The organism is Pseudomonas sp. Soil_N_39, from assembly GCF_057655955.1.
Genome location: NZ_JBDGLI010000016.1, coordinates 134,426 through 161,113 on the forward strand (window position 1 = coordinate 134,426; position 26,688 = coordinate 161,113).

Annotated in this window: 28 protein-coding genes; 21 read left to right on the plus strand and 7 right to left on the minus strand. The window is 59.3% G+C overall.

Annotation, left to right across the window (positions count from 1 at the left end):
* Window positions 1-481: 481 nt before the first annotated feature.
* The 8 genes from AC3A5O_RS22000 to AC3A5O_RS22035 all read left to right on the plus strand — a co-directional run bounded on the left by AC3A5O_RS22000 (window position 482) and on the right by AC3A5O_RS22035 (window position 7,409).
* Entirely contained in the window at window positions 482-991 is a 510-nt protein-coding gene (locus AC3A5O_RS22000; RefSeq protein WP_122567036.1) for a disulfide bond formation protein B, read from the plus strand.
* 776 nt (window positions 992-1,767) lie between these two features.
* A complete protein-coding gene (cyoA, locus tag AC3A5O_RS22005; RefSeq protein ID WP_122567035.1) occupies window positions 1,768-2,715 on the plus strand; it encodes a ubiquinol oxidase subunit II in 948 nt (315 codons plus the stop codon).
* A gap of 3 nt (window positions 2,716-2,718) precedes the next feature.
* Window positions 2,719-4,749 (plus strand): cytochrome o ubiquinol oxidase subunit I, encoded by a 2,031-nt coding sequence (gene cyoB, locus AC3A5O_RS22010; RefSeq protein WP_122567034.1) that lies wholly within the window; start codon window positions 2,719-2,721, stop codon window positions 4,747-4,749.
* Window positions 4,750-4,752: 3 nt separating this feature from the next.
* Window positions 4,753-5,379 carry a cytochrome o ubiquinol oxidase subunit III gene (locus tag AC3A5O_RS22015; protein WP_122567033.1) on the plus strand — a complete coding sequence of 209 codons (627 nt, stop codon included), beginning with the start codon at window positions 4,753-4,755 and terminating at the stop codon, window positions 5,377-5,379.
* Window positions 5,380-5,715 (plus strand): cytochrome o ubiquinol oxidase subunit IV, encoded by a 336-nt coding sequence (gene cyoD, locus AC3A5O_RS22020; protein WP_014340102.1) that lies wholly within the window; start codon window positions 5,380-5,382, stop codon window positions 5,713-5,715.
* A gap of 11 nt (window positions 5,716-5,726) precedes the next feature.
* Window positions 5,727-6,614, plus strand: a complete 888-nt coding sequence (cyoE, locus tag AC3A5O_RS22025; RefSeq protein ID WP_122567032.1) for a heme o synthase — start codon at window positions 5,727-5,729, stop codon at window positions 6,612-6,614.
* 139 nt (window positions 6,615-6,753) lie between these two features.
* Window positions 6,754-7,098 (plus strand): toxin, encoded by a 345-nt coding sequence (locus AC3A5O_RS22030; RefSeq protein ID WP_122567031.1) that lies wholly within the window; start codon window positions 6,754-6,756, stop codon window positions 7,096-7,098.
* Window positions 7,095-7,409 carry a helix-turn-helix domain-containing protein gene (locus tag AC3A5O_RS22035; RefSeq protein ID WP_122567030.1) on the plus strand — a complete coding sequence of 105 codons (315 nt, stop codon included), beginning with the start codon at window positions 7,095-7,097 and terminating at the stop codon, window positions 7,407-7,409. The genes AC3A5O_RS22030 and AC3A5O_RS22035 overlap by 4 nt, the downstream gene beginning before the upstream one ends.
* A gap of 99 nt (window positions 7,410-7,508) precedes the next feature.
* Here the strand turns inward: AC3A5O_RS22035 and AC3A5O_RS22040 are convergent, their stop codons facing one another.
* From AC3A5O_RS22040 to AC3A5O_RS22055, 4 genes are all read right to left on the minus strand, one after another.
* The gene (locus tag AC3A5O_RS22040; protein ID WP_487753714.1) at window positions 7,509-8,213 is read right to left on the minus strand and encodes a hypothetical protein; all 705 of its coding nucleotides are present in this window, start codon (window positions 8,211-8,213) and stop codon (window positions 7,509-7,511) included.
* Window positions 8,214-8,352: 139 nt separating this feature from the next.
* Complete coding sequence (locus AC3A5O_RS22045; RefSeq protein ID WP_305491068.1) at window positions 8,353-9,099, minus strand: DUF72 domain-containing protein; 747 nt, start codon at window positions 9,097-9,099, stop codon at window positions 8,353-8,355.
* Window positions 9,100-9,188: 89 nt separating this feature from the next.
* A complete protein-coding gene (locus AC3A5O_RS22050; protein WP_122567028.1) occupies window positions 9,189-10,202 on the minus strand; it encodes a sensor domain-containing diguanylate cyclase in 1,014 nt (337 codons plus the stop codon).
* Window positions 10,203-10,444: 242 nt separating this feature from the next.
* Window positions 10,445-11,362, minus strand: coding sequence for a LysR family transcriptional regulator (locus AC3A5O_RS22055; protein WP_487753715.1), 918 nt, complete (start codon window positions 11,360-11,362; stop codon window positions 10,445-10,447).
* A gap of 98 nt (window positions 11,363-11,460) precedes the next feature.
* On the opposite strand from AC3A5O_RS22055, the gene AC3A5O_RS22060 reads away from it, so the two are divergent.
* Both AC3A5O_RS22060 and AC3A5O_RS22065 read left to right on the plus strand, forming a co-directional pair.
* Window positions 11,461-12,636 (plus strand): aspartate aminotransferase family protein, encoded by a 1,176-nt coding sequence (locus tag AC3A5O_RS22060; RefSeq protein WP_305468374.1) that lies wholly within the window; start codon window positions 11,461-11,463, stop codon window positions 12,634-12,636.
* Window positions 12,637-12,786: 150 nt separating this feature from the next.
* Window positions 12,787-13,524, plus strand: coding sequence for a YiaD family glycine zipper/OmpA-like lipoprotein (locus tag AC3A5O_RS22065; RefSeq protein ID WP_109754827.1), 738 nt, complete (start codon window positions 12,787-12,789; stop codon window positions 13,522-13,524).
* 349 nt (window positions 13,525-13,873) lie between these two features.
* Here the strand turns inward: AC3A5O_RS22065 and AC3A5O_RS22070 are convergent, their stop codons facing one another.
* Window positions 13,874-14,311 (minus strand): Z-ring associated ZapG family protein, encoded by a 438-nt coding sequence (locus tag AC3A5O_RS22070; protein WP_003205372.1) that lies wholly within the window; start codon window positions 14,309-14,311, stop codon window positions 13,874-13,876.
* 147 nt (window positions 14,312-14,458) lie between these two features.
* Between AC3A5O_RS22070 and AC3A5O_RS22075 the strand changes: the two genes are divergently transcribed.
* From AC3A5O_RS22075 to zapE, 3 genes are all read left to right on the plus strand, one after another.
* Window positions 14,459-15,088 carry an alpha/beta hydrolase gene (locus AC3A5O_RS22075; protein WP_122567024.1) on the plus strand — a complete coding sequence of 210 codons (630 nt, stop codon included), beginning with the start codon at window positions 14,459-14,461 and terminating at the stop codon, window positions 15,086-15,088.
* A 24-nt stretch (window positions 15,089-15,112) separates the two neighbouring features.
* A complete protein-coding gene (locus tag AC3A5O_RS22080; protein WP_122567023.1) occupies window positions 15,113-16,468 on the plus strand; it encodes a tryptophan--tRNA ligase in 1,356 nt (451 codons plus the stop codon).
* Between the two features lie 102 nt (window positions 16,469-16,570).
* Entirely contained in the window at window positions 16,571-17,665 is a 1,095-nt protein-coding gene (gene zapE, locus AC3A5O_RS22085; RefSeq protein WP_072409535.1) for a cell division protein ZapE, read from the plus strand.
* A 193-nt stretch (window positions 17,666-17,858) separates the two neighbouring features.
* On the opposite strand, the gene AC3A5O_RS22090 is transcribed toward zapE, so the two are convergent.
* On the minus strand, window positions 17,859-18,755 hold the full coding sequence (locus tag AC3A5O_RS22090) for a GlxA family transcriptional regulator (RefSeq protein ID WP_205929626.1): 897 nt from the start codon (window positions 18,753-18,755) through the stop codon (window positions 17,859-17,861).
* 244 nt (window positions 18,756-18,999) lie between these two features.
* Here AC3A5O_RS22090 and AC3A5O_RS22095 point away from each other — a divergent pair, with 244 nt between their 5' ends.
* Window positions 19,000-20,136, plus strand: coding sequence for an acyl-CoA dehydrogenase family protein (locus AC3A5O_RS22095; protein WP_487753716.1), 1,137 nt, complete (start codon window positions 19,000-19,002; stop codon window positions 20,134-20,136).
* 127 nt (window positions 20,137-20,263) lie between these two features.
* Here the strand turns inward: AC3A5O_RS22095 and AC3A5O_RS22100 are convergent, their stop codons facing one another.
* The gene (locus tag AC3A5O_RS22100; RefSeq protein WP_487753717.1) at window positions 20,264-21,304 is read right to left on the minus strand and encodes an NADP(H)-dependent aldo-keto reductase; all 1,041 of its coding nucleotides are present in this window, start codon (window positions 21,302-21,304) and stop codon (window positions 20,264-20,266) included.
* 245 nt (window positions 21,305-21,549) lie between these two features.
* Between AC3A5O_RS22100 and rplM the strand changes: the two genes are divergently transcribed.
* From rplM to AC3A5O_RS22135, 7 genes are all read left to right on the plus strand, one after another.
* A complete protein-coding gene (gene rplM / locus AC3A5O_RS22105) occupies window positions 21,550-21,978 on the plus strand; it encodes a 50S ribosomal protein L13 (protein ID WP_003205365.1) in 429 nt (142 codons plus the stop codon).
* 14 nt (window positions 21,979-21,992) lie between these two features.
* Window positions 21,993-22,385 (plus strand): 30S ribosomal protein S9, encoded by a 393-nt coding sequence (gene rpsI, locus AC3A5O_RS22110; protein ID WP_003205364.1) that lies wholly within the window; start codon window positions 21,993-21,995, stop codon window positions 22,383-22,385.
* A 256-nt stretch (window positions 22,386-22,641) separates the two neighbouring features.
* The gene (gene petA, locus AC3A5O_RS22115; protein ID WP_122567018.1) at window positions 22,642-23,235 is read left to right on the plus strand and encodes a ubiquinol-cytochrome c reductase iron-sulfur subunit; all 594 of its coding nucleotides are present in this window, start codon (window positions 22,642-22,644) and stop codon (window positions 23,233-23,235) included.
* Window positions 23,235-24,446, plus strand: coding sequence for a cytochrome b (locus tag AC3A5O_RS22120; RefSeq protein ID WP_030138561.1), 1,212 nt, complete (start codon window positions 23,235-23,237; stop codon window positions 24,444-24,446). The genes petA and AC3A5O_RS22120 overlap by 1 nt, the downstream gene beginning before the upstream one ends.
* Window positions 24,446-25,228, plus strand: a complete 783-nt coding sequence (locus tag AC3A5O_RS22125) for a cytochrome c1 (RefSeq protein WP_122567017.1) — start codon at window positions 24,446-24,448, stop codon at window positions 25,226-25,228. Before AC3A5O_RS22120 ends, AC3A5O_RS22125 begins: the two co-directional genes overlap by 1 nt.
* Window positions 25,229-25,379: 151 nt before the next feature.
* Window positions 25,380-25,997: a glutathione S-transferase N-terminal domain-containing protein gene (locus AC3A5O_RS22130; protein ID WP_003178195.1), complete on the plus strand. Its 618-nt coding sequence runs from the start codon at window positions 25,380-25,382 to the stop codon at window positions 25,995-25,997.
* Between the two features lie 16 nt (window positions 25,998-26,013).
* A complete protein-coding gene (locus AC3A5O_RS22135) occupies window positions 26,014-26,427 on the plus strand; it encodes a ClpXP protease specificity-enhancing factor (protein WP_122567016.1) in 414 nt (137 codons plus the stop codon).
* The last annotated feature ends 261 nt before the right edge of the window (window positions 26,428-26,688 follow it).

The window sequence follows — 26,688 nt, forward strand, 5'->3', positions numbered from 1 at the left end:
GAGCGAGCTTGCTCGCGATGACATCGGCACATTCAACCTCAATGCAAACTGATCCACCGCTATCGCGAGCAAGCTCGCTCCACCCTGGATTTATGTGGGTGACAAAATCCACGTCCGACCCAATCCCCTTGTGGGAGCGAGCTTGCTCGCGATGACATCGGCACATTCAACCTCAATGCAAACTGACCCACCGCTATCGCGAGCAAGCTCGCTCCCACCCTGGATTTGTGTGGATGACAAATCCACGTCCGACCCAATCCCCTTGTGGGAGCGAGCTTGCTCGCGATAGCGGCGGCAGGTCCGCCCCTGTCCAACGGACTCGCATTAATCCGCAGTTAACCTTCTTGCGGTCTATTCCCCTCCAATGTCGACGTCCTCTGCTCGTTCACTGTCATGGTCAGCGTGTAGACTTCGGTACATCCGATCGCGCGCCGGGTGTCGCGAGGCTGCGCGTCGATCCATGCAGACAAAGGGAAACGCAATGAGTGAGGAAATGATGCGATTGGGCCGTGAGCGGCGCTATCTGGTGCTGCTGGGGCTGATCTGCCTGGCGCTGATCGGCGGTGCGCTGTACATGCAGGTAGCCCTCGGCGAGGCACCGTGCCCGCTGTGTATCTTGCAACGCTATGCGCTGTTGCTGATCGCGATCTTCGCCTTCATCGGCGCCGCCATGCGCACCCGTCGCAGCCTGACGATCTTCGAAGGCCTGGTGGTGCTCTGTGCCCTGGCGGGTGCCGGTGTGGCTGGGCATCACGTGTACACCCAGTTCTTCCCCGCAGTCAGTTGCGGCATCGACGTGTTGCAACCGATTGTCGATGACTTGCCGTTGGCGAAGATCTTCCCGCTGGGTTTCCAGGTCGATGGCTTTTGCTCCACCCCCTACCCACCGATCCTGGGCTTGTCTCTGGCGCAATGGGCACTGGTGGCCTTCGTGTTGACGGCGATTCTGGTGCCGTTGCTGGTGTCACGTAACCGCAAACCGCTTCGCTGAAACGCCTCAACGAAACGCCCTGGTTTCTCTCTTGGAGAACCGGGGCGTTTTGCGTTTCACGCTAGAACCGGAGCGTCCTTGATCCGAGGCAAGAATGACCTGCGGCAATGTGCGACACGTTGTCACATATCTTGCGGCGTTCAGCCTCTGCGAAGGTGATCAAGCGCTGTTTCCTGTAACAAAAAAACGTCTGCTTTCGCAACCCGCGCATGACCTGCAGCAGGCATTTTTAACAGCGTAGCGTCAGGCGCCGAAGGCCCCGAAAACTGGGCCCTTGCCAGACGAAAAAGCCCTTCTTAATCCTCTCGAGCTGTCTAAATCGGGCGTAGTAGACCTACGTTTTTTGGGGTTCTTGTTGAGAATTAATTTCGATAAGATGCTGGCCCGTTGCAATATCGGCAAGAGATTGTTGCCGGATCGGATAAAAATTATTTCGGGATGAGACATGGTCTACAGCGCCTCACCTCACTACAATCGCCCGCACCGATTTTCCGACCCGGCTCAGGCTTGAGCATGAGAGTGGTCGAAGGGCGCCAGCGCCCCATGCGACCCCAGGTGTCGGTGCCTCCAACTACCCGCACCAAATGGAATTGGGCTTGAACTAGGCCTTTTGACCAACGAATAAGAACTCACCGCTGGCCCAGGATGTGTCGAACAGCCGCTGACGTTCGATGGGCAGCCCTTATTCAATCCAAGAAAATGCCAACCCTTGGCAGGGTGAAGTGTTGGCGATCAAAACCCAACTGCATTGCGCAAGCTGCTTTAGAGGTCGTGAGATGAGTAAAAACAGGTACCCCCGATTACTAGGCTTGTTGCCGCTGCTCGGCACGTTGCTGCTGGGAGGCTGCAACATGACCTTGCTCGATCCCAAGGGCCAGGTCGGCCTGGATGAACGAAACCTGATCATCACCGCCACGCTGCTGATGTTGCTGGTCGTCGTGCCGGTCATCGTCATGACCTTCCTGTTCGCCTGGAAGTACCGCGCAACCAACACCAAGGCCACCTACACGCCAAAATGGTCGCATTCGACCAAGATCGAAGTGGCGGTGTGGACCATTCCGGTGCTGATCATCATTGCCTTGGGTTACATCACCTACAAGTCGACCCATGCCCTGGACCCGTATCGTCCGCTGGATTCCGACGTCAAGCCGATCACCATTGAAGTGGTCTCGATGGACTGGAAGTGGCTGTTCATCTATCCGGAACAGGGCATCGCCACCGTCAACAAGATCGTGTTCCCGGCCCATACGCCGATCAACTTCAAGGTCACCTCCGACACCGTGATGAACTCGTTCTTCATCCCGGGCCTGGGCGGCCAGATCTACGCGATGGCGGGCATGCAGACCAAGCTGCACCTGATCGCCAACCAGAACGCCGAACTCGACGGTATCTCCGCCAACTACAGCGGCGCGGGCTTTACCGGCATGAAGTTCAAAGCAATCGCCACGACCCAGGAAGATTTCGACGCCTGGGTCAACGATGTGAAGAAGGCACCTAAACAGCTTGAAAAAGCTGAATACGAAGCCCTTTCCAAACCGAGCCAGAACAACCCAGTCGAACTCTACTCGTCGGTTACGCCGAACCTGTTCCAGACCATCATCGACAAGTATGAAGGGATGAATCCGGGCAAGCCGATGCACCACGAGAAGAAAGAGAAGGAAGTGGCTCACAACATGGAAGGGATGGACATGAGCTCGCATTCAGCTGCCGGGGCAGAGGAGTAAACGATGTTAGGTAAATTAAGTTGGGAAGCGATCCCGTTCCACGAGCCGATTGTCATGGTGACCCTCGCCATCATCGCGCTCGGTGGTCTGGCATTGTTCGCCGGTATCACTTATTTCAAGAAGTGGACCTACCTGTGGACCGAGTGGCTGACGTCGGTCGACCACAAGAAAATCGGCGTGATGTACATCATCGTCGCCATGGTCATGCTGCTGCGCGGTTTCGCCGACGCCATCATGATGCGTACCCAACTGGCCATGGCCACCGAGGGTTCGCCTGGCTACCTGCCGCCTGAACACTATGACCAGATCTTCACCGCCCACGGTGTGATCATGATCATCTTCATGGCGATGCCGTTCTTCACCGGCCTGATGAACCTTGCGGTGCCGCTGCAGATCGGTGCCCGTGACGTGGCCTTCCCGTTCCTGAACTCCCTGAGCTTCTGGTTGCTGGTGTCCGGCGTGGTGCTGATCAACCTGTCCCTGGGCGTTGGCGAATTCGCCAAGACCGGCTGGGTGGCCTATCCACCGCTGTCGGGCTTGCAATACAGTCCGGGCGTGGGGATGGATTACTACATCTGGGCGCTACAGCTATCCGGGTTGGGGACAACGCTGACGGGGGTCAACTTCCTGGCCACCGTGGTGAAAATGCGTACCCCGGGCATGAAGCTGATGGACATGCCGATCTTCACCTGGACCTGCACCTGGGCCAACGTCCTGATCGTCGCTTCCTTCCCGATCCTGACCGCTACCCTGGCTCTGTTGACGCTTGACCGTTACATGGATTTCCACATTTTCACCAATGAACTGGGTGGAAATCCGATGATGTACGTGAACCTGTTCTGGGCCTGGGGTCACCCTGAGGTGTACATCCTGATCCTGCCGGCGTTCGGTATTTTCTCTGAAGTCATCTCGACTTTCTCCGGCAAGAAACTGTTCGGCCACCATTCGATGATCTACGCTTCCGGCGCGATCTCGGTACTGGGCTTCATGGTCTGGCTGCACCACTTCTTCACCATGGGTTCGGGTGCCAGCGTCAACGCCTTCTTCGGCCTGGCGACGATGCTGATTTCGATCCCGACGGGGGTGAAGCTGTTCAACTGGCTGTTCACCATCTATCAGGGCCGCCTGCGTTTCACCAGCCACGTGATGTGGACCCTGGGCTTCATGGTGACCTTCGCCATCGGCGGCATGACCGGCGTACTGCTGGCGATCCCGGGTGCTGACTTCGTGTTGCACAACAGCCTGTTCGTGATCGCGCACTTCCATAACGTGATCATCGGCGGCGCGGTGTTTGGCTACATCGCCGGCTTCGCCTTCTACTTCCCGAAAGCGTTCGGCTTTAAGCTGCACGAAGGCTGGGGCAAGGCTGCGTTCTGGTTCTGGATCACCGGCTTCTTCGTCGCGTTCATGCCGCTCTATGTACTGGGCTTCATGGGCATGACCCGTCGCCTGAACACCACCACCAACCCTGAGTGGGTGCCGTACCTGTACGTCGCCATGTTCGGTGCGGTGATGATCGCTGTCGGCATCGCCTGCCAGCTGATCCAGTTGTATGTGAGCGTGCGTGACCGCAACAAGCCAGAGAACATGTGCGAACACGGCGACCCGTGGAATGCCCATACCCTGGAATGGTCGACCTCTTCGCCACCGCCGTTCTACAACTTCGCCGTGCTGCCAAAAGCCGACGTCATCGACCCGTTCACCGAAGCCAAGGAAAACGGCACCGCGTACCCGGTTCCGGCCAAGTACGAGCCGATCCACATGCCCAACAACACCGCCACCGGTGTGGTCATGGGCGCTCTGTTGACCGTGTTCGGTTTCGCGATGATCTGGCACATCTGGTGGCTGGCCATCGCCAGCCTGGTCGGCACCGTGGTGTATTTCACTATCCATGCCGCCCGTGACGATCAGGGCTACATGGTGCCGGTGGATGTTATCGAGCGCATCGAAGCCGAGCAGCACAAACGTCTGGTAGCGGCCGGGAAAGTCCCAGCCACCGCCACCCGTGTTGAAACCTCGTTGGAACAGGCTTAAACCATGTCGAACTTAGTGACCACTGTTGGACACGCCCATGGTCATGACCATGGGCACGATGACCATCACCACGACTCGGGCGAGATGACCGTATTCGGTTTCTGGCTCTACCTGATGACCGACTGCATTCTGTTTGCGTCGATCTTCGCGGCCTACGCGGTGCTGGTTAACAACGTCGCCGGTGGCCCGTCGGGCCACGACATCTTCGAACTGCCGTACGTACTGGGCGAAACCGCGCTGCTGCTGTTCAGTTCGATCACCTACGGCTTCGCCATGCTGGCGTTGTTCAAAGGCAAGAAGAGCCAGGTGCTGGGCTGGTTGGGCATGACCTTCCTGTTCGGTGCCGGCTTTATCGGCATGGAGATCAACGAGTTCCATATCCTGATCGCCGAAGGCTACGGCCCTAGCCGCAGCGGCTTCCTGTCCGGGTTCTTCACCCTGGTCGGCACCCACGGTCTGCACGTGACCAGCGGCCTGATCTGGATGGCGATCATGATGTACCAGGTCCACAAAAACGGCCTGACCGCTACGAACAAGACACGCCTGAGCTGCCTGAGCCTGTTCTGGCACTTCCTGGACGTGGTGTGGATCTGCGTATTCACCGTTGTTTATCTGATGGGGACCCTGTAAATGGCTAACGCTCATTCTCATGATGGTCACGACGCCGGCCACGGCAGCGTCAAGTCCTACGCCATCGGTTTCATCCTGTCGGTGATCCTGACCGTCATCCCGTTCGGCCTGGTGATGTACCCGTCGCTGCCCAAGAGCCTGACCCTGTGGATCATCCTGATCTTCGCCGTGGTCCAGGTATTGGTGCACCTGGTGTACTTCCTGCACCTGGACCGCTCCGCCGCCCAACGTAACAATGTGGTCGCGTTTGTCTTTGCCGCGATCGTGATTGTCCTGCTGGTCGGCCTGTCGTTGTGGATCATGTTCAGCATCCACACCAACATGATGGCGCACTGAGGAAAATCCGGATGTCCCTGAAGCACTTTATCCAAATCACCAAGCCGGGGATCATTTTCGGTAACGTGCTTTCTGTGGCAGGCGGGTTTTTCCTGGCCTCGAAAGGGCATGTCGATCTGGCCATCTTCCTGGCTGCGATGATTGGCACTTCCCTGGTGGTGGCGTCCGGTTGCGTGTTCAATAACTGCATCGACCGCGACATCGACATCAAGATGGAACGCACCAAGAATCGGGCGCTGGTCCAAGGCCTGATTCCGGTGCAACTGGCCCTGGCATTCGCCACGGTGCTGGGCGTGGCCGGCGTGGCGCTGCTGTACTGGGTGGCCAATCCGTTGGCGGCGTTGTTCGCGGTGATCGGTTTTGTTATCTACGTTGGTCTCTACAGCCTGTACCTCAAGCGCAAGTCGGTCCACGGCACGCTGGTGGGCAGTCTGTCGGGGGCGATGCCGCCGGTGATTGGCTACGTGGCGGTGAGCAACAGCTTCGACGTCGCGGCGCTGACGCTGCTGGTGATGTTCAGCCTGTGGCAGATGCCGCATTCCTACGCCATCGCGATCTTCCGCTTCAACGACTACCTGGCGGCCTCGATTCCGGTGCTGCCGGTCAAGCGCGGCATCCGCGTGGCCAAGAAGCACATCCTGCTCTACATCCTGGCCTTCCTGGTGGCGACCTTGATGCTGACCTTCAGCGGCTACGCCGGCATGAGCTACCTCGCCGTCGCCGCCGCCATGGGCATGTACTGGCTGTACATGGCCTGGACCGGCTATAAGGCGGTGGATGACACGATCTGGGCACGCAAGCTGTTCGTGTTCTCGATCTTCACCATCACCGCCCTGAGCGTCATGATGTCCCTGGACTTCAAAGTGCCGAGTGAGCTGTTGCTGACGTACGCGCCTTAAGCTTCAGACGCTGCAAAAAAAAGCCCCGCCTTCGAGAGAAGCGCGGGGCTTTTTGTCGAGGAGGGCATGGATTGGCTGTCATTCGTCGCAATAGATTATGGTTTGTTGAACTATGCGCAATTTGCCTATAGTTTCTGCCATGCGTACCCTATTTTTTGAAACGACTACGTTCACCTCTACGGTTGGCAATTACCTGACTGACGATGAATATCGCCTGCTTCAGTCCTATATGCTGCAGCATCCAGAGGTCGGTGACGTCATGCCACGTACCGGCGGCTTTCGTAAGCTGCGCTGGTTCGATGAACGTCGTGGCAAAGGGAAGCGAGGTGGGTTGCGAGTCATTTACTATTGGCTCATGAACGATCGTCAGTTCTGGATGTTCGCGATTTATGACAAGGATGAGTTGGAAAACCTGACCTCCGAGCAAGAGAAGACGCTCAAGCGTGCCATAGAAGCTGAGTTGAAAGTACGAGGTACCTTATGAAAAAGCGCGATCTGTTTGCCGAGATGATGCAAGGTGTCGAGGAGATGGCCGCTCACCGCGAGGGCAAGATTACCCTTCGCCAGATATCGATCGAAGACAAACCGGCTCCCGAGGTGTCGGCCCAGGAAATCGTGGCGTTGCGCGACAAGCTCCACATGTCTCAAGCCGTTTTCGCCAAGAGCATCAGGACCAGCCCAGGTACCCTTAGAAACTGGGAACAGGAAAAATCCAAGCCTAATGCTCAGGCGGCTTTGTTGATCAAACTGGTCGAGAAGTTTCCAGATATGGTTGAACGGCTTGGCGCTGTTTGAATAGCTGGTCCCCATTAAAAGGCCCCGCCTTCGAGAGAAGCGCGGGGCTTTTTAATGGGTATCACTTTGGACTTCTGTGGGAGCGGGCTCAACCTCGGCTTATTGCTGGGCGATGCTGTAGCCGTCGAAGGCTTTCTGCTGCTGCAATGCAGTGACGATGCCCTTGCGGGTGGCCGGTTGTTCGGTGCCGTCGTTGTCCAGGAAGGTTTCGCTTTCCAGCTCGGCTTCGTCGCCTTCGCCGACGAAGTTGAAGCCCAGGAATTCGAAGGCTTCGCGGTCGACGTTCGGCTTGGAGCGTGGTGTGCGCAGGGGCAGGGTGACGCTGATGCCGTCCTTGCTGATGACAAACACTTCGGCTTCCTTCTTGGCCCGCGAGGCCTTGCCTTTGCTGCCGCTCGGGTTGCTGATGGCCTGGTGGGTCTGGTTCAGCACTTTCAGGGCCAGGCCGTAGACCAGTTCCTGGAACGACGGGTCGTCCTTGTAGTTGGAGAGGATGCGGCTGATCGGGAAGCGGCTGCTCAGGTCTTCCAGGGCCGCGAAGTCGGCGGCTTCGGCGTCCTTGAGTTGTTTGAGCTGGCCCATCAGTTCGTAGGCCTTGTCGTCGTCGAAGGCATCGTGGGCCTGGCGGATGGCGTTGCGCAGTTCGCGGATCTGGTCGCTTTCGCGGTTCGACTGGAACGCATCGAGGACCATTTCGCTGATAGTTTTGGCCTGGGGCAGATGCTGTGAAAGATTGATGGAGTTTTCGTATTCCGCTTTGGACGACAGGGTGACTACGGATTCAGCGGTGTTGGAATCGGACATTGAAATTTCACTACTTCTGTTAGCGGGATGAGGCGAGAAAGGCATTGAGCTTTTTTCCGGTCGCCTAATCTATTGGACCCGAGCGGTGTTGTCACGGTCGGACCGGTAGCAACTGACCATTTGTTGCCGGTGGCGGGTTTCAGTCTCGCATCAGGTCCATCAGTCGCAACGCATCGGCGGTCGCGGCGCCGCTGGCGGTGTTGTCGAAAATGCACCAGGTCGGTGTGTCGGAGTCGGCTTTCAATGCTTGGGCGAGGCGCTCCAGCCAGGCGTCTTCGTAGGCCGAGTAGTAAATCCGTGGCGAACCGTGCAACCGGTAGTAGCGAATGCCAGGCCAGCCAGCGGGTTGATCGCCGCCGGGTAATGGCGACGGGTCGGCGGCGACACGGCCGATGCATTCGTCTTGCAGGATCGCGGCAGCCTGGGGGTCGAGCCAGCTCGGGTGTCGCGGCTCAAGCACCGCATACCCCTGGTAACGGTCCCGCAAGGCCTTGAAGAACGCTCCGGCCACGGCCGCCTCGAAGGCCAGCGACGGTGGCAACTGAATCAACAGGCAGCCAAGTTTTCCCCCCAGTTGCGAACATTGCCCGAGGAATTCATCCACAAGCCCTTCGCAATCGATCAGCCGCCGTTCATGGGTGATCTGCTTGGGCACCTTGACCGAAAAGCGAAAGTCCCCGGCAACACTGTCGGCCCACTTTGCATACGTGGCGGGGCGGTGCGGGCGGTAGAACGAGCTGTTGATCTCCACGGCGGGGAATCGGCTGCTGTAGCGCTGCAAATGCGTTCCTTCCGCCGCGAAGGCCGGCCAATGCTCCCGGGGCAGCGACCAGCCGGCGCAGCCCAGGTAAAGACGTGATGAGGGGGGGAGAGGTCGAGTCGGCAAGGGCGAAGGCCTGATGGCGGCGGATACAGCCTATGACCGCAGCCAGCGCCTCATGTCTGCATTGTTTTTTGTCGTTGGCGGGGCACCGTTCATTCACAAATCACATTCTTGCCCGCCATCTTGGAGCGATACAGCGCCTGGTCCGCACGGTGCAACAACGTCGCGTGCTGTTCATCGTCGTACCGCTGCACCACGCCAAAACTCATGGTGATCTGAAAGTCGCCCACCGGCAGCAGGTCGGACAGGCCTCGGCGAATGTTCTCCGCCAGCAGGCAGGCGTCGGCCAGGGTGGTGTTGGGCAAGATCATGATGAATTCGTCACCGCCCCAGCGCACCAGCAAATCACCGTCGCGCTCGCAGTGCTGGACGCTCTGCACCACTTGCACCAGCGCTGCGTCCCCGAAGGCGTGGCCGTAGCGATCGTTGATGTCCTTGAAGTCGTCGACGTCCATGGCGATCAGCGACAGCGGTTCGCGGAAACGCTGTGCGCGCTCACAGGCCAGCGGCAGCGCCTGGTCCAGGCGATAGCGGTTGGCGACTCGCGTCAGGGCATCGGTTTCGGCAAGCCTGCGGTTTTCGTCGAGCTGGATCTGCAACTGATGGTTGACCCGGGACAGTTCGCGGGTGCGTTCTTCGATGATGGCTTCCAGGGATTTGTTGCGCCGTTCCAGTTGTTCGAACAGGCGCTTCTTGTCGTCGATACTGCGATGGGCGCCGATCATGCGTGCCACCGTGCCGTCCGGGTTGCGGGCGATCACGTAGCCGCGATCCTCGATCCAGATGTAGGACCCGTCGCGCGCGCGGCAACGGTATTCGGCCTGGTAGCGGTGGGATCGTTGTTCCAGGTAGTCGTCGAACAACGCCATGACCCGTGGGTAATCCTCCGGGTGGATCACGCTTTCCCAAGTCAGCACGGTGTTGTCCAGTGAATGGGGCAGGTAGCCAAGCATCGTGTACCAGCCGGGGTTGCGGTAGACGAAGCCGGTGTTGGCATTCCAATCCCAGATGCCATCGCTGACCAGTTCCAGGATGGTGTGCAGCACGCCTTCGTCCAGATCGGACAGGTCGAACCGCAGCATGTCGATGTTCGAGGCATCTCCCATCGTCGTTTCCTCAATCAGCCTTGATATCAAAATGCTCGTCCAAGGAGAAAGAGTAGCTGATGGGGCGGGGCGTCACTAGCGGGGGATGTTCAGGCGGGATTTGCTTTTGTGGCGAGGGGATTTATCCCCGTTGGGTCGCATAGCGGCCCCCAAAGTCATCAAACCCGACTCACCTGCTATGTGAACCGACAGCCTTGGGGTTGCTGCGCAACCCAGCGGGGATGAATCCCCTCGCCACAACATCACCCGGCTGGGGGGTGGGGTTTGCCCCATTTCTCCAGCGCGAACTCGACAAAACTGCGCAGTTTCGGCAAACGGTAGCGATCCTGCGCATACATCAGGCTCATCGGCCGATGGGGCAATTGGTAGTCCTGCAGCAACGCCACCAGGTGTCCATCCTTCAGGTCCTGGGCGACCAGGGCATCGGGCAGCATCACCACGCCCATCCCGGCCAGGGCTGCGCGATGCAGACCTGAGGAACTGTTGATCAGCATCGGTCCGTTCACCGGCACTTTGATCTCGCCGTCCGGGCCGTTGATGGGCCAGTGATCCTGGGCGAAGCGCCATTCGTCTGCTGCCGAATAGGCGAACGACAGGCAATCGTGTTGCTGCAGATCCGCAGGTTGTTCCGGCGTGCCGCGCCGGGCCAGGTAAGCGGGGGAAGCGCAGATGGTCAGGGTGTAGTCCTGCAATGGGCGGGCAATCAGTTTCGGGTCGGGATGGCCGAGGCGGATGGCGACGTCGAATCCATGGTCGAGCAGGTCCAGGCGCTGGTTGGTCAGCACCACGTCGAGCTTGACCTGGGCGAAGCGCTGGCTGAATTCGGCCAGGGCCGGCGCGAGGCGTTCGGTGCCGAAGGTCAGCGGTGCGGTGATGCGCAGGGTGCCGGTGGGCTCGCCTTGGGTCTGTTCGGCCAGGCGCTCGGAGTCGGCCACCAGCCCCAGTACTTCCAGGCAGCGCTGGTAGTAGGTCGAGCCGAATTCCGTCAGGCGCTGGCGCCGTGTCGTACGGTTGATCAGGCGCACGCCGAGGCGTTGCTCCAGGGCACGAAGATGATTGCCCACCATGGTGGTGGACATTTCGCACGCCTGGGATGCCGCGGTCAGGCTTCCGGTTTCGACCACCTTCACGTAAACGGTCATTGCCTGGAACAGGTCCATTATCAAGCTCGGCTTTTAAATGATTGAAGTAAAGCAGTGTTTATCCAGTCTTGGTGGCTAACCATACTGGAAAAAACCAACCAATGGAGCCTGATGCCATGACTGCTGCCTGCCTGATGACCACTTACCAACCCCTGGCGCTGAATTTCACCCATGGCTTGGGGACGCGCCTGTGGGACCAGGACGGCCGCGAATATCTCGATGCGGTGGCGGGCGTGGCGGTGACCAATGTCGGCCATTCCCACCCGCGGCTGGTGGCCGCCATCAGCGAGCAAGCCGGCCTGCTGTTGCATACGTCCAACCTGTACAGCATCGATTGGCAGCAACGCCTGGCGCAAAAGCTCACCCGGCTGTCGGGGCTGGAGCGGGCGTTTTTCAACAACTCAGGCGCCGAGGCCAACGAAACCGCGCTGAAACTGGCGCGCCTATACGGCTGGCACAAGGGCATCGAGCAGCCGTTGGTGGTGGTCATGGACAATGCGTTCCATGGGCGCACCTTGGGCACCATGTCCGCCAGCGACGGCCCGTCCGTGCGGCTGGGCTACAACCGTTTGCCGGGGGATTTCATCAAGGTGCCGTTCGGCGATCTCGCGGCGCTGGAGCAGATTCAACAGGCTCACGCCGAACGCATCGTCGCGGTGCTGGTGGAGCCGATCCAGGGCGAAAGCGGTGTGCAACTCGCCCCACCGGGTTATCTCAAGGCCTTGCGGCAGCTGTGCAGCCGGCGCGCCTGGCTGTTGATGCTCGACGAGATCCAGACCGGCATCGGTCGCACCGGCCAGTGGTTCGCGTTCCAGCACGAGGGCATCGTGCCGGACGTCATGACCCTCGCCAAAGGCCTGGGCAACGGTGTGCCCATCGGTGCCTGCCTGGCACGGGGCAAGGCTGCCGAGCTGTTTACCCCTGGCAGCCATGGCAGTACGTTTGGCGGCAATCCGCTGGCCTGTCGGGTCGGTTGCACGGTGCTGGACATCATCGAGGAACAAGCGCTGGTGGATAACGCCAGGCACCAGGGCGAACAGTTGCTGAGCCGGCTGCGGACGGAGTTGGCGGACAACCCGAATGTGTTGGCGATTCGCGGCCAGGGCTTGATGATCGGCATTGAGCTCAAGCAACCGGTCCGCGACCTGACCCTTCGCGCCGCCCAGGACCACGGCCTGCTGATCAATGTCACCCGGGGGCAGACCATCCGCCTGCTGCCGCCGCTGACGCTCGATGGGCGGGAAGTGGAGATGATTGTCAGGGGCGTGAGCCGCTGTCTGGCGCAGGGCTGAGGGGCGTTCGCCCGGCGGACGGTTTTTATCGGTGAGTCGGGCGAAGCGCAACGCAGCGGGACGGAATTTTTAACGATTGGCGCGTTCCAACGCCTGCCAGAGTCGATTGCCTACGCCCTGGCACTTCAGACTGAAAACCAGGAGCATTCCATGTTCACCTCGCGTCGCTTGATCGTTGTCGCTACTGCTGTGGCCTTGTTGTCCGGCTGTGCGTCGCCTAACCCCTATGACAACCAGGGCCAGGCCTCTACCGAATCGTCGGGCATGAGCAAAACCGCCAAGTACGGCGGCCTTGGTGCGCTGGCGGGAGCCTTGGCCGGTGCGGCCATCGGTCACGATAACCGTGGCAAGGGCGCGTTGATCGGCGCGGCGGTGGTGGGGGCTTCCGCGGCCGGCTACGGCTACTACGCCGACCAGCAGGAAAAGAAACTGCGCGCCAGCATGGCCAATACCGGTGTTGAAGTGCAGCGCCAGGGTGACCAGATCAAGCTGATCATGCCGGGCAACATCACCTTCGCCACTGACTCGGCGAACATCGCGTCCAGCTTCTACCAGCCGCTGAACAACCTGGCCAACTCCCTCAAGGAGTTCAACCAGAACCAGATCGAGATCGTCGGTTACACCGACAGCACCGGCAGCCGCCAGCACAACATGGACCTGTCCCAGCGCCGTGCCCAGAGCGTGGCGACCTACCTGACGTCCCAGGGCGTGAGCGGTGCCAACCTGTCGGCCCGTGGCGCCGGCCCGGACAACCCGGTGGCGAGCAACGCCGACGTCAATGGTCGTGCGCAGAACCGTCGGGTCGAGGTCAACCTCAAGGCCATTCCGGGCCAGAATTACCAGCAGGCACCGCAGCAGCAGGGCCAGACTTATCAGCAATACCCGTAAACCGCTGGGTGGTAAATGAAAGGGGCCCTCTGGAAACAGGGGGCCCTTTTTTTGCCGCTAGTGTTTAGACCTTTGTGGTGAGCCGCATCGCCAGCGCCTGGGCAATCGCCATCCGTCATCGCGAGCAAGCTCGCTCCCACAGGGAGTTTGTGGCGGACGCAGCATTTGCGCATGCCCCGATCACACCTGTGGGAGCGAGCTTGCTCGCGATAGCGATCTGCCTGAACCGATGATGTTGGATATGCCACCGTCATCGCGAGCAAGCTCGCTCCCACAGAGGGGTTTTCTTAAGTCAATAAAAAGCCCGCCCGATCAGGTAATCGGGCGGGCTTTTGGGTGTCGCTCGGTATTACTTCTTCAAACCGTAATGCTCATCGAGCATGCCGGGTGAATTCGGGGCCTTGGGGGCGTAGTCCCGCGGCGGTTCCTGAATCCCTTTGGGTGGGGTCAGGCGTTCCCGTGGAGTCTGTGCCGCATCGGCTTGCAGGGCGGCCAGCAGGCGCTGGCGAGTCTGCTCGTCCAGGGCCAGGCGATTGGCACCCTCGGACAAATGATCCTGGACATCCTGGTAGCTCTGGGTGAGTTTTTTCACCAGAGAAGCGGTGCTGTTGAAGTGAGTGACCACTTCATTCTGATAACTGTCGAAACGTTCCTGAATGTCGTCCAGCTGACGTTGCGTGCTGTTGGGCACCGCGTTGGGCAGCAGTCGGGCAAGCAGGAATCCAATGGCGACACCGGCAACCAGGGCAAGAGTCGGCAACAACCAAACTAAGAGCGAGTGTTCCACGAGTCCTTCCTCTATAAACGGCTTTGCTTTACGTTAACGGCTCGGACCTGCGCTGTATACCGCGAAGAACATCGCAATCATGCCAGGCACAGACTTTAGCTAGACGAGTCGACCCAATTCGGGGTCACGGAGTTCTTTCCCTTGCTTATGCGCGAAACCCCTGTCGTCATCGATGGCCCCGTGGGCCAACTGGAAGCCTTGTACCTGGACAGTGAGGCCCCCCGTGGCCTGGCGCTGATCTGCCACCCGAACCCGGTGCAAGGCGGGACCATGCTCAACAAAGTAGTCTCGACCCTGCAACGCACTGCCCGTGATGCTGGCCTGGTTACGTTGCGTTTCAATTATCGTGGCGTGGGCGCCAGTGCAGGCAGTCATGACATGGGCACCGGCGAGGTGGACGATGCCCAGGCGGTCGCCCAATGGCTGCGTGAAAAATACCCGCAACTGCCCCTGACCCTGTTCGGTTTTTCCTTCGGCGGCTTTGTCGCCGCCAGCCTGGGCGGGCGCCTGGAAGCCCAGGGGCAACCGGTCAAGCACCTGTTCATGGTGGCCCCGGCGGTGATGCGCCTGGACGAGCAATCGCCCTTGCCGACCGGTGGCGAGTTGACCGTGATCCAGCCGGAAACCGACGAAGTGGTCGATCCGCAGCTGGTTTACGCATGGTCCGATACGCTTCAGCGCCCCCATGAGCTGCTGAAAGTGGCAGAATGCGGACACTTTTTTCATGGCAAGCTGACCGATCTCAAGGATCTGATCCTGCCGCGCCTCTCGAATTGACAGCAGTCTGACAAGCGATAACCCATGACGACGCGTACCCGTATCCTGACCGGCATCACCACCACCGGCACCCCGCACCTGGGCAACTATGCCGGCGCCATCCGTCCGGCGATCCTCGCCAGCCGCGACAGCAACGCCGATTCGTTCTACTTCCTGGCCGACTATCACGCCCTGATCAAGTGCGATGACCCGCTGCGTATCCAGCGGTCGCGTCTGGAGATTGCCGCCACTTGGCTGGCCGGCGGCCTGGACGTGGAGCGTGTGACGTTCTATCGCCAGTCCGATATTCCCGAGATCCCGGAACTGACCTGGCTGCTGACCTGCGTCGCCGCCAAGGGCCTGCTCAACCGCGCCCACGCCTACAAGGCCTCGGTGGACAAGAACGTCGAAGTCGGTGAAGACCCGGACGCCGGCGTCACCATGGGCCTCTACAGCTACCCGATCCTCATGGCCGCCGACATCCTGATGTTCAACGCCCACAAGGTGCCGGTCGGCCGCGACCAGATCCAGCACGTGGAGATGGCCCGCGACATCGGCCAGCGTTTCAATCATCTGTTTGGCCAGGGCAAAGAGTTCTTCACCATGCCCGAGGCGCTGATCGAAGAAAGCGTGGCCACGCTGCCAGGCCTCGATGGCCGCAAGATGTCCAAGAGCTACGACAACACCATCCCGTTGTTCACCAGCGCCAAGGACATGAAAGACGCGATCTCGCGGATCGTCACCGACTCCCGCGCCCCGGGCGAAGCCAAGGATCCGGACAATTCGCACCTGTTCACCCTGTTCCAGGCCTTCGCCACTGCCGAACAGTCCGCCGAGTTCCGCAGCGAGCTGCTGCAAGGCCTGGGTTGGGGCGAAGCCAAGAACCGTCTGTTCCAGTTGCTCGACAGCGAGCTGGGTGAAGCGCGCGAGCGTTATCACCAATTCATCGAGCGTCCATCGGACCTTGAAGACATCCTGCAACTGGGCGCGAGCAAGGCCCGGGCCGTGGCAACGCCGTTCCTCAACGAATTGCGCGAGGCTGTTGGCCTGCGTTCGTTTGTCAGCCAGGTCCAGGTGGCCACCCAGACCAAAAAGAAAGCGGCCAAGGCAGCACGTTTCGTCAGCTTTCGCGAGGAGGACGGCAGCTTCCGTTTCCGCCTGCTTTCTGCCGATGGCGAGCAACTGTTGCTGTCGAACAATTTTGCCGACGGCAAGACCGCCGGGCAGGTGACCAAGCAATTGCAGTCCGGCCAGCCCTTGGACGTGCGCAGCGACGACCTGAGCTTCAGCGTCTGGCTCGAAGGCGAGTGCGTGGCGAACAGCCCGGCCTTCGCCGACAGCGCCGCCCGGGATGCGGCCATCGATGCGCTACGCGTCGCCCTGACGCCTGCCCAGGACTGACTCCGGCGCGTCACCCGACCATCGGCCCGAATAAGGGCCGATTGCCATTCCTCTGGGCCATCGCTACAGTGACGGCCCGTTTTTGTTGCCTTGCTAACGAATATGACGCCCCTAGAACGATATCAAGCTGATCTGAAACGCCCGGAGTTCTTCCACGACGCAGCCCAGGAAACGGCGGTGCGGCATTTGCAGCGCCTGTACGACGACCTGGTCGCGGCCTCGAACAACAAGCCGGGCCTGTTGGGCAAACTGTTCGGCAAAAAAGACCAGGCACCGGTCAAGGGCCTGTACTTCTGGGGCGGCGTCGGCCGTGGCAAGACCTACCTGGTGGACACCTTCTTCGAAGCGTTGCCGTTCAAGGAAAAGACACGGACGCACTTCCACCGCTTCATGAAGCGCGTGCACGAGGAAATGAAGACCTTGGGTGGCGAGAAGAACCCGCTGACCATCATCGCCAAGCGTTTTTCCGACGAGACCCGGGTGATCTGCTTCGATGAGTTTTTCGTTTCCGACATCACTGACGCCATGATCCTCGGCACCTTGATGGAAGAGCTGTTCAAGAACGGCGTGACCCTGGTCGCCACCTCGAACATCGTGCCGGACGGCCTGTACAAGGACGGCCTGCAGCGGGCGCGGTTCCTGCCGGCCATTGCGCTGATCAAGGAACACACCGAAATCGTCAATGTCGACAGCGGCGTCGACTACCGCCTGCGTCACCTCGAACAAGCGGAGCTGTTCCACTTTCCCTTGGATGCCGCCGCCGAAGAAAGCCTGCGCAAGAGCTTTCGCGCCCTGACGCCGGAGTGCACCCAGGCGGTGGAAAACGATGTGCTGATCATCGAAAACCGCGAGATCCGCGCCATCCGCACCTGCGACGACGTGGCCTGGTTCGACTTCCGCGAACTGTGCGACGGCCCGCGCAGCCAGAACGACTACATCGAACTGGGCAAGATCTTCCACGCCGTGTTGCTCAGCGGCGTCGAGCAGATGAGCGTCACCACTGACGACATCGCCCGGCGCTTCATCAACATGGTCGACGAGTTCTACGACCGTAACGTGAAGCTGATCATTTCGGCCGAAGTCGAACTCAAGGACCTCTACACCGGCGGTCGCTTGACCTTCGAGTTCCAGCGGACCTTGAGTCGTTTGCTGGAGATGCAATCCCACGAGTTCCTGTCGCGGGCGCATAAGCCATAGATGACTCGGAGCACAAAAAAAGGCCTGCGATTGCAGGCCTTTTTTGTGCGCGTGAGATTGAGCAGTTCACTGCATAACCCTGTGGGAGCGGGCTTGCTCGCGAAGGGGGCGGCATGTTCAGCATAGATGCAAGCTGATCCACCGCTTTCGCGAGCAAGCTCGCTCCCACATTGGACTGTATTCAACCCTTGATTCACGCCGCCTGCTGAAACTGCTGCCGATACTGATTCGGCGACAGGTCGGTATGTTGCCGGAACAGCCGTGCGAAAAAGCTCGCGTCGTCATAGCCAACTTCGTAGCTGATGGTCTTGATGCTCTTGCGGCTGCCGGAAAGCAGGCCCTTGGCGGTTTCGATCCGCAGCCGTTGCAGGTAATGCAGCGGTTTGTCGCCGGTAGCGGTCTGGAAGCGGCGCATGAAATTGCGGATGCTCATGCCGTGTTCCCGGGCAACGTCCTCGAAGCGGAATTTGTCGGCGAAGTGCTCTTCGAGCCATTGCTGGATCTGCAGGATGATCACGTCCTGGTGCAATTTCTGCCCGCCGAAGCCGATCCGTCCTGGCGAATAGCTGCGTTGCACTTCATACAGGATGTCCCGCGCCACGGCCTGGGCCACGTTGGCGCCACAGAAGCGTTCAATGAGGTAAATGTAGAGGTCGCAGGCTGAGGTCGTGCCGCCGGCGCAGAACAGGTTGTCGGCGTCGGTCAGGTGCTTGTCCTGGTTCAGGTGCACCTGGGGGAAGCGTTCCTTGAAGGCATTGAAGAAGCGCCAATAGGTGGTGGCTTCCTTGCCGTCGAGCAGCCCGGCCTCGGCCAGCCAGAACACCCCGGTGGCTTCGCCGCAGAGCACCGCGCCGCGAGCGTGTTGTTCGCGCAGCCAGGGCAGGATCTGGGGGTAACGTTGGCAGAGGCTGGCGAAATCATCCCAGAAGGCTGGCAGGATGATGACGTCGGTATTTTCCAGGCCACCGTCCACCGGCATGATCACATCGCTGAAGCTGTTCACCGGTTTGCCATCGGGGCTGACCAAGCGGGTTTCAAACGCCGGCGTCAGGCCTTGGCCCAGTTGTTTGCCATAGCGCAGGCTGGCCAGGTGGAAAAAATCCTTGGCTTGCATGAGCGTGAAGGCGAAGACCCGGTCGATTGCCAGGATGCTGACGCGCCGCAAGGGCGTGGAGACGTGCATAGACATAGTTCATCTTTATTTTTATAGGGGAAAGTGGTCAACAGACGGCTGGATCGTCTTATTTTTTGTCGGATGTGTCCAGTGTCCTGTCGCACACCGCAGGCTTAGGCTCTGTCGGATAACCACGTCCAACAATAACCAAAGGTGAGCCATGATCCCAAGAACACTGTTCAGTCCCGAGCACGAATTATTTCGCGACAGCGTACGAACCTTCCTCGAAAAAGAAGCCGTGCCGTACCACAGCCAATGGGAAAAACAGGGGCATGTCGATCGCCAGCTCTGGAACAAGGCAGGGGAGGCGGGCATGTTGTGCTCGCACCTGCCAGAGGCCTACGGCGGGCTGGACGCGGACTTCCTCTACAGCACGGTGGTGATCGAGGAGATCGGCCGCCTGGGACTCACTGGGATCGGTTTCTCGCTGCATTCCGACATCGTCGCGCCGTACATCCTGCATTACGGCAGTGAAGCGCTGAAACACAAATACCTGCCGAAACTGGTGTCCGGCGAAATGGTCACGGCCATCGCCATGACCGAGCCGGGCGCCGGTTCCGACCTGCAAGGGGTGAAGACCACGGCGGTGCTCGACGGCGATGAGTACGTCATCAACGGCTCGAAGACGTTCATCACCAATGGTTTTCTGGCGGACCTGGTGATCGTGGTCGCCAAGACTGATCCCAAGGCCGGCGCCAAGGGTACCAGCCTGTTCCTGGTGGAAGCAGGTACGCCGGGCTTTGAAAAGGGCAAGCGCCTGGAAAAAGTCGGCATGAAGGCCCAGGACACGTCGGAATTGTTCTTCCAGGATGTCCGTGTGCCGAAGGAAAACCTGCTCGGACAAGCCGGAATGGGCTTTGCCTACCTGATGCAGGAGCTCCCCCAGGAGCGCCTGACCGTAGCCATCGGCGGCTTGGCTTCGGCCGAAGCGGCGCTGCAATGGACCCTGGACTACACCCGCGAGCGCAAGGCGTTCGGCAAAACCATCGCCGACTTCCAGAACACCCGTTTCAAACTCGCGGAAATGGCCACCGAGATCCAGATTGGCCGGGTCTTCGTCGACCGCTGCCTGGAATTGCACCTGCAAGGCAAGCTGGACGTGCCGACGGCGGCGATGGCCAAGTACTGGGGCACCGACCTGCAATGCAAGGTGCTCGACGAGTGCGTGCAGTTGCATGGCGGCTACGGCTTCATGTGGGAATACCCGATCGCACGGGCGTGGGCGGATGCGCGGGTGCAGCGGATCTATGCCGGGACCAATGAAATCATGAAGGAGATCATTGCGCGGTCGCTTTGATGCGGTGGTGAGCCTGGGGCCGCTATCGCGAGCAAGCTCGCTCCCACAGGAATTCATGTCTGATCGCTATTTCGTAATCAGCATCGAACCCTGTGGGAGCGAGCTTGCTTGCGATGAGGCCTGCGGATCAAGGCGCCGGGTTCGGCTGATCCTTGTGAATCGCCTCGATCCCCGCCAGCACTTCATCGGACAGCTTCAGGTCGAAGCTGGCGATATTGCTGTCCAGTTGCTCCAGCGTGGTGGCGCCAATGATGTTGCTGGTCACGAACGGCTGTTGGGTGACGAACGCCAGGGCCATCTGCGCCGGGTCCAGGCCATGTTCAAGGGCTAGGGCGACATAACGGCTGCAGGCCGCTTCCGATTGCGGGTTGAAGTAGCGCATGAAGCGGCTGTACAGGGTCAGGCGGCCCTTGGCGGGGCGTGCGCCGTTTTCGTACTTGCCCGACAGGAAACCGAACGCCAGTGGTGAATAGGCCAGCAGGCCGCATTGCTCGCGAATGGCGATTTCCGCCAGGCCGATCTCGAAGCTGCGGTTGAGCAGGTTGTAGGGGTTCTGGATCGACACCGCCCGCGGCCAGCCACGGGCCTCGGCCAGGGCGAGGAACTTCATGGTGCCCCACGGCGTTTCGTTGGACAGGCCGATATGGCGGATCTTGCCGGCGCGGACCTGTTCGTCCAAGGCTTCGAGGGTTTCCTCCAGCGGAGTGAACGTTTCGTCGGCCTTGTGCTGGTAGCCCAGTTGGCCAAAGAAATTGGTGCTGCGTTCCGGCCAGTGCAGTTGGTAAAGATCGATCCAGTCGGTCTGCAGGCGCTTGAGGCTGGCGTCCACGGCTTCGACGATATGGCGGCGGTTGTGCTTGAGGTTCTTGTCGCGGATGTAGTCGATGGTGTTGCCGGGGCCGGCGATCTTGCTCGCCAGGATCCAGTCGCCGCGGTCGCCGCGGCTTTTGAAGTAATTGCCGATGTAGCGCTCGGTGGTGGCGTAGGTCTCGGCTTTGGGCGGCACCGGGTACATCTCGGCGGTGTCGATGAAATTGATGCCGGCACCCTTGGCGCGTTCGATCTGGGCGAAGGCCTCGGCCTCGCTGTTCTGCTCACCCCAGGTCATGGTGCCGAGGCACAGGGCGCTCACGTTCAGGTCGGTACGGCCTAGCTGGCGATAGTCCATCGGGAACTCCTTGGGCAAAACAATCATAAAAGCAGGTTGAAATATTTTTCGCAATCTGCATAATTGCGCACCTCTTTCTGCAGTGGAAGTGATGCGCCGCCGCCGAAGAATCTTGCCGTTGAACGGACGCGCCGACCCGAGCCCCCGAAAGCGTCTGTATCCGGCTGCCTTTGACTTGTCAAAGTACGCACTATTCAGTAAGATCCGCCGTCTAATTTACAGGGCGGCCCCTGAGGCTATAAAGAATGAAAACTTTTACTGCTAAACCGGAAACAGTAAAGCGCGACTGGTTTGTCGTCGACGCTGCTGGTCAGACCCTGGGTCGTCTGGCCACCGAAATCGCGAGCCGTCTGCGTGGCAAGCACAAGCCTGAGTACACCCCTCACGTTGACACCGGTGACTACATCGTCGTGATCAACGCTGAGCAAGTACGTGTTACTGGCGCTAAAACCACTGACAAAATGTACTACTCCCACTCCGGTTTTCCTGGCGGCATCAAGTCGATCAACTTTGAAAAGCTGATCGCCAAAGCCCCTGAGCGCGTGATCGAGACCGCGGTTAAAGGCATGCTGCCTAAAAACCCACTGGGTCGCGACATGTATCGTAAGCTGAAGGTTTATGCGGGCGCTGCTCACCCTCATACTGCTCAGCAGCCCCAAGAACTGAAGTTTTAACGGAATAGTTCATTATGTCGGCGACTCAAAATTACGGCACTGGCCGTCGCAAGACTGCAACCGCACGCGTTTTCCTGCGTCCGGGCACTGGTAACATCTCCATCAACAACCGCTCCCTGGATAACTTCTTCGGCCGCGAAACTGCCCGCATGGTAGTTCGTCAGCCGCTGGAACTGACCGAGACCGTCGAAAAATTCGACATCTACGTCACTGTTATCGGTGGTGGTGTAAGTGGTCAAGCTGGCGCAATCCGCCACGGCATCACTCGCGCCCTGATGGATTACGACGAGACTCTGCGTGGTGCTCTGCGCAAAGCCGGCTTCGTAACTCGCGATGCTCGCGAAGTTGAACGTAAGAAAGTCGGTCTGCGTAAAGCGCGTAAGCGTCCGCAGTACTCGAAGCGTTAATTTCGCTTCCGCTTTCAAAAGGCGCCCAGTTCCTCACGGAGCTGGGCGTTTTTTTATGGGCAAAATAATTGCTCTGTGACAACTTGCCACATTCGTAGAGCCCCTATACTACAAGGCTTGGCGGTTTGGCCGCTTGGTAATTACCTTGTCAGAATTGGGGCTTTTCATTACCATTCGGCAAAATTTTTATAAGTTCAGATTTTTACTTAGTAGACGCCTGATCTAACAGGCCACAAAGCTGATGGGAGAGGACTGAATGAGCAATGACGGCGTGAATGCAGGCCGGCGTCGCTTCCTGGTAGCAGCCACATCCGTGGTGGGTGCTGCAGGAGCGGTGGGGGCTGCGGTCCCGTTCGTGGGGTCATGGTTTCCCAGCGCCAAGGCGAAAGCCGCAGGTGCACCGGTGAAAGTGAATGTCAGCAAGATCGAGCCAGGCCAGCAGATGATTGCTGAGTGGCGCGGCCAGCCGGTGTTCATCGTCCGCCGTACAGAGGAAATCCTGGGGAATCTGAAAAAGATCGAGGGTCAGTTGTCCGACCCGACCTCCAAGAACTCGGTCCAACCGGAATACGTCAATCCTGAAACGCGTTCGATCAAGCCAGAGGTTTTGCTGCTGATCGGTATTTGTACGCACCTGGGTTGCTCGCCAACGTTCCGCCCTGAAGTGGCCCCTGCCGATTTGGGCAAGGATTGGGTCGGTGGTTATTTCTGCCCATGCCACGGCTCCCACTACGACCTGGCCGGTCGCGTCTACAAGTCGCAACCTGCACCTCTGAACCTGCCAGTTCCCCCGCATTCCTATGAGACCGATGACATCATTGTCGTTGGCGTCGATACGGAGAAAGCGTGATGAGCAAACTAATGGATTGGGTTGATGCGCGCTTTCCCGCGACCAAAATGTGGGAAGACCATCTCAGCAAGTACTACGCTCCGAAAAACTTCAACTTCTTCTACTTTTTTGGTTCCCTGGCACTGCTCGTTCTGGTCAACCAGATCGTCACCGGTGTCTGGCTGACCATGAGCTACACCCCGTCGGCGGAAGAAGCGTTTGCCTCCGTCGAATACATCATGCGCGACGTCGAGTACGGCTCGATCCTGCGTCTGCTGCACTCCACCGGCGCTTCGGCGTTCTTCATCGTGGTCTACCTGCACATGTTCCGTGGCTTGCTCTACGGTTCGTACCAGAAGCCGCGTGAGCTGGTGTGGGTCTTCGGCATGCTGATCTACCTGGCGCTGATGGCAGAGGCCTTCATGGGTTACTTGCTGCCGTGGGGCCAGATGTCCTACTGGGGCGCCCAGGTGATCATCTCGCTGTTCGGTGCGATCCCGGTCATCGGTGACGACCTGACCCAGTGGATCCGTGGTGACTACCTGATCTCGGGCATCACCCTGAACCGCTTCTTCGCCCTGCACGTGGTCGCCCTGCCGATCGTGATCCTCGGTCTGGTGGTGCTGCACATCCTCGCGCTGCACGAAGTCGGCTCGAACAACCCGGATGGCGTGGACATCAAGAAACACAAGGACGAGAACGGCGTACCGCTGGATGGCATCGCCTTCCACCCGTACTACACCGTGAAAGACATCGTCGGCGTGGTGGTCTTCCTGTTCATCTTCTGCTCCATCGTGTTCTTCTTCCCGGAAATGGGCGGTTATTTCCTCGAGAAGCCGAACTTCGAACAGGCGAACGCGTTCAAGACCCCTGAGCACATTGCCCCGGTCTGGTACTTCACGCCGTTCTACGCGATTCTGCGAGCGATTCCGGACAAGCTATTGGGCGTTATTGCCATGGGCGCGGCCATCGCCGTGCTGTTCGTCCTGCCGTGGCTGGACCGCAGCCCCGTCAAGTCGATGCGCTACAAAGGCTGGCTGAGCAAGATCTGGCTCGTGGTGTTCTGCATCTCGTTCGTGATCCTGGGCGTGCTGGGCGTACTGGCACCGACACCGGGGCGTACGCTGCTGTCGCAGGTTTGCACCTTCCTGTACTTCGCCTACTTCATTCTGATGCCGTTCTACACCAGGCTCGAGAAGACCAAACCGGTTCCGGAAAGGGTGACTGGCTGATGAAAAAGCTATTTTCTGTACTGATTCTTGCTGCTTTGCCCGTACTGTCCTTTGCGTCCACGTCGAGTGGGCCGGAACTGGAAAAGGTCGACATCGACGTTTCCGACAAAGCGGCCATGCAGGACGGCGCACGTACGTTCGCCAACTACTGCATGGGTTGCCACAGTGCCAAGTTCCAGCGCTACGAGCGCGTTGCCGATGACCTGGGCATCCCCCACGAGCTGATGCTCGAGAAGCTGGTGTTCACCGGTGCCAAACTGGGCGATCACATGACCATCGGCATGCAGCCTGCGGACGCCAAGACCTGGTTCGGCGCCGCGCCGCCGGACCTGACCCTGGTGGCCCGTGTGCGTGGCACCGACTGGCTTTACGGTTACCTGCGTTCGTTCTACGAAGACCCTGCACGTCCTTGGGGTGTGAACAACAAGGTCTTCCCGAACGTCGGCATGCCTAACGTTCTGGTCGGCCTCCAGGGGCGTCAGGTGGTAGGCTGCAAACAGGTTCAGATCGTTGAAGACGGCAAAAAGCAATTCGACCCGCTGACAGGCTCCGCTTTGACCCATGAAGCCTGCGACCAGCTGACCGTATTGCCGAACACCGGCAGCCTGACCCCGGAGCAGTTCGATGAGAAGGTCAAGAACCTGGTGACCTTCCTGGCCTATTCGGCCAACCCGGTGAAGCTGGAGCATCAGCGCATCGGTACCTATGTATTGCTGTACCTGGCGTTCTTCTTCGTATTCGCTTACCTGCTCAAGCGTGAATACTGGAAAGACGTGCATTGATAAAGCTGTAAGCCATTGCTGTTAATCGTGCGCGCCCAAGGGCGTCTCTAGATATGTAACGAACCTGGCCCGCCAGGTGTTACGGGAGACGCCCTCTGGGCGCGCTCGTTTTTCCGTTTTTCGATAATTTCAACAAGCGAGGAGGATCGCCATGGGCGTGACCAATCGGTTGGCCTGTTACTCCGACCCCGCCGACCACTATTCCCACCGGGTACGCATCGTACTGGCAGAGAAGGGTGTCAGCGCCGAGATCATTTACGTCGAAGCGGGTCGTCAGCCGCCGAAGCTGATCGAAGTGAACCCTTACGGTAGCCTGCCCACACTGGTCGATCGTGACCTGGCGTTGTGGGAGTCGACCGTGGTGATGGAATACCTGGATGAGCGTTATCCGCATCCACCTTTACTGCCGGTTTATCCTGTCGCGCGTGCCAACAGCCGTTTGCTGATCCATCGCATCCAGCGTGACTGGTGCGGGTTGGTGGATCTGATCCTGGATTCCCGGACCAAGGAGCCGGCGCGGGTCGTGGCGCGCAAGGAGTTGCGTGAAAGCCTGACGGGCGTATCGCCGCTGTTCGTCGACAAACCGTTTTTCCTCAGTGAGGAACAAAGTCTGGTGGATTGCTGCCTATTGCCCATACTCTGGCGTTTGCCGATTCTGGGTATCGAACTGCCGCGGCCTGCCAAGCCGCTGCTTGATTATATGGAGCGCCAATTTGCGCGTGAGGCATTCCAGGCGAGTCTGTCTGGCGTCGAACGCGACATGCGCTAAGGCTTAGGGAGCCGCTATGAACTCCAGTCGACCTTATCTGGTCCGCGCGCTCTACGAGTGGATTGTGGACAATGATTGCACCCCGCACATGCTGGTCAACGCCGAGTTTCCGTCGGTGCAGGTGCCGCAGGGTTTTGCCAATGATGGGCAGATTGTTTTGAACGTGTCGCCAGCCGCTGTGCGTCACCTGCATATGGATAATGACGCCGTCAGCTTTGAAGGGCGTTTCGGTGGTGTGCCACACACCCTGTACGTGCCTGTTGCTGCGATTCTGGGGATTTATGCCCGGGAGAATGGCCAGGGTATGGTGTTTGAGCTGGAAACGCCGTTGGACGGTGAAGAAGAGTTCGAGCCGGATGATGACCTGCCGCCACCGGATGACGAGCCGCCGCGTCCTAGCGGGCGGCCGAGTTTGAAAGTGGTGAAATAGCGGGTTGTGCTAAAGGCCATCCGGTCATGGACTGGGTGAAAGCCTGGCAGCTTGGTTAGGAAAATGCCTGTGTCGTGAGATACGGGCATTTTTTTTTGTGGTGTCATGGTTTGTGTGTATATCCGTTGCTGCGGTAACGGCGGCTTAGGGTTCCGCCCTTACGGCGGGTCACTTTTGAAGAGCGCAAAAGTAACCAAATGTATGGTCAGCCCATCTCCTGCAACCACGGGCGATGAGCGGTAAAGCATGCTTGCACTAATG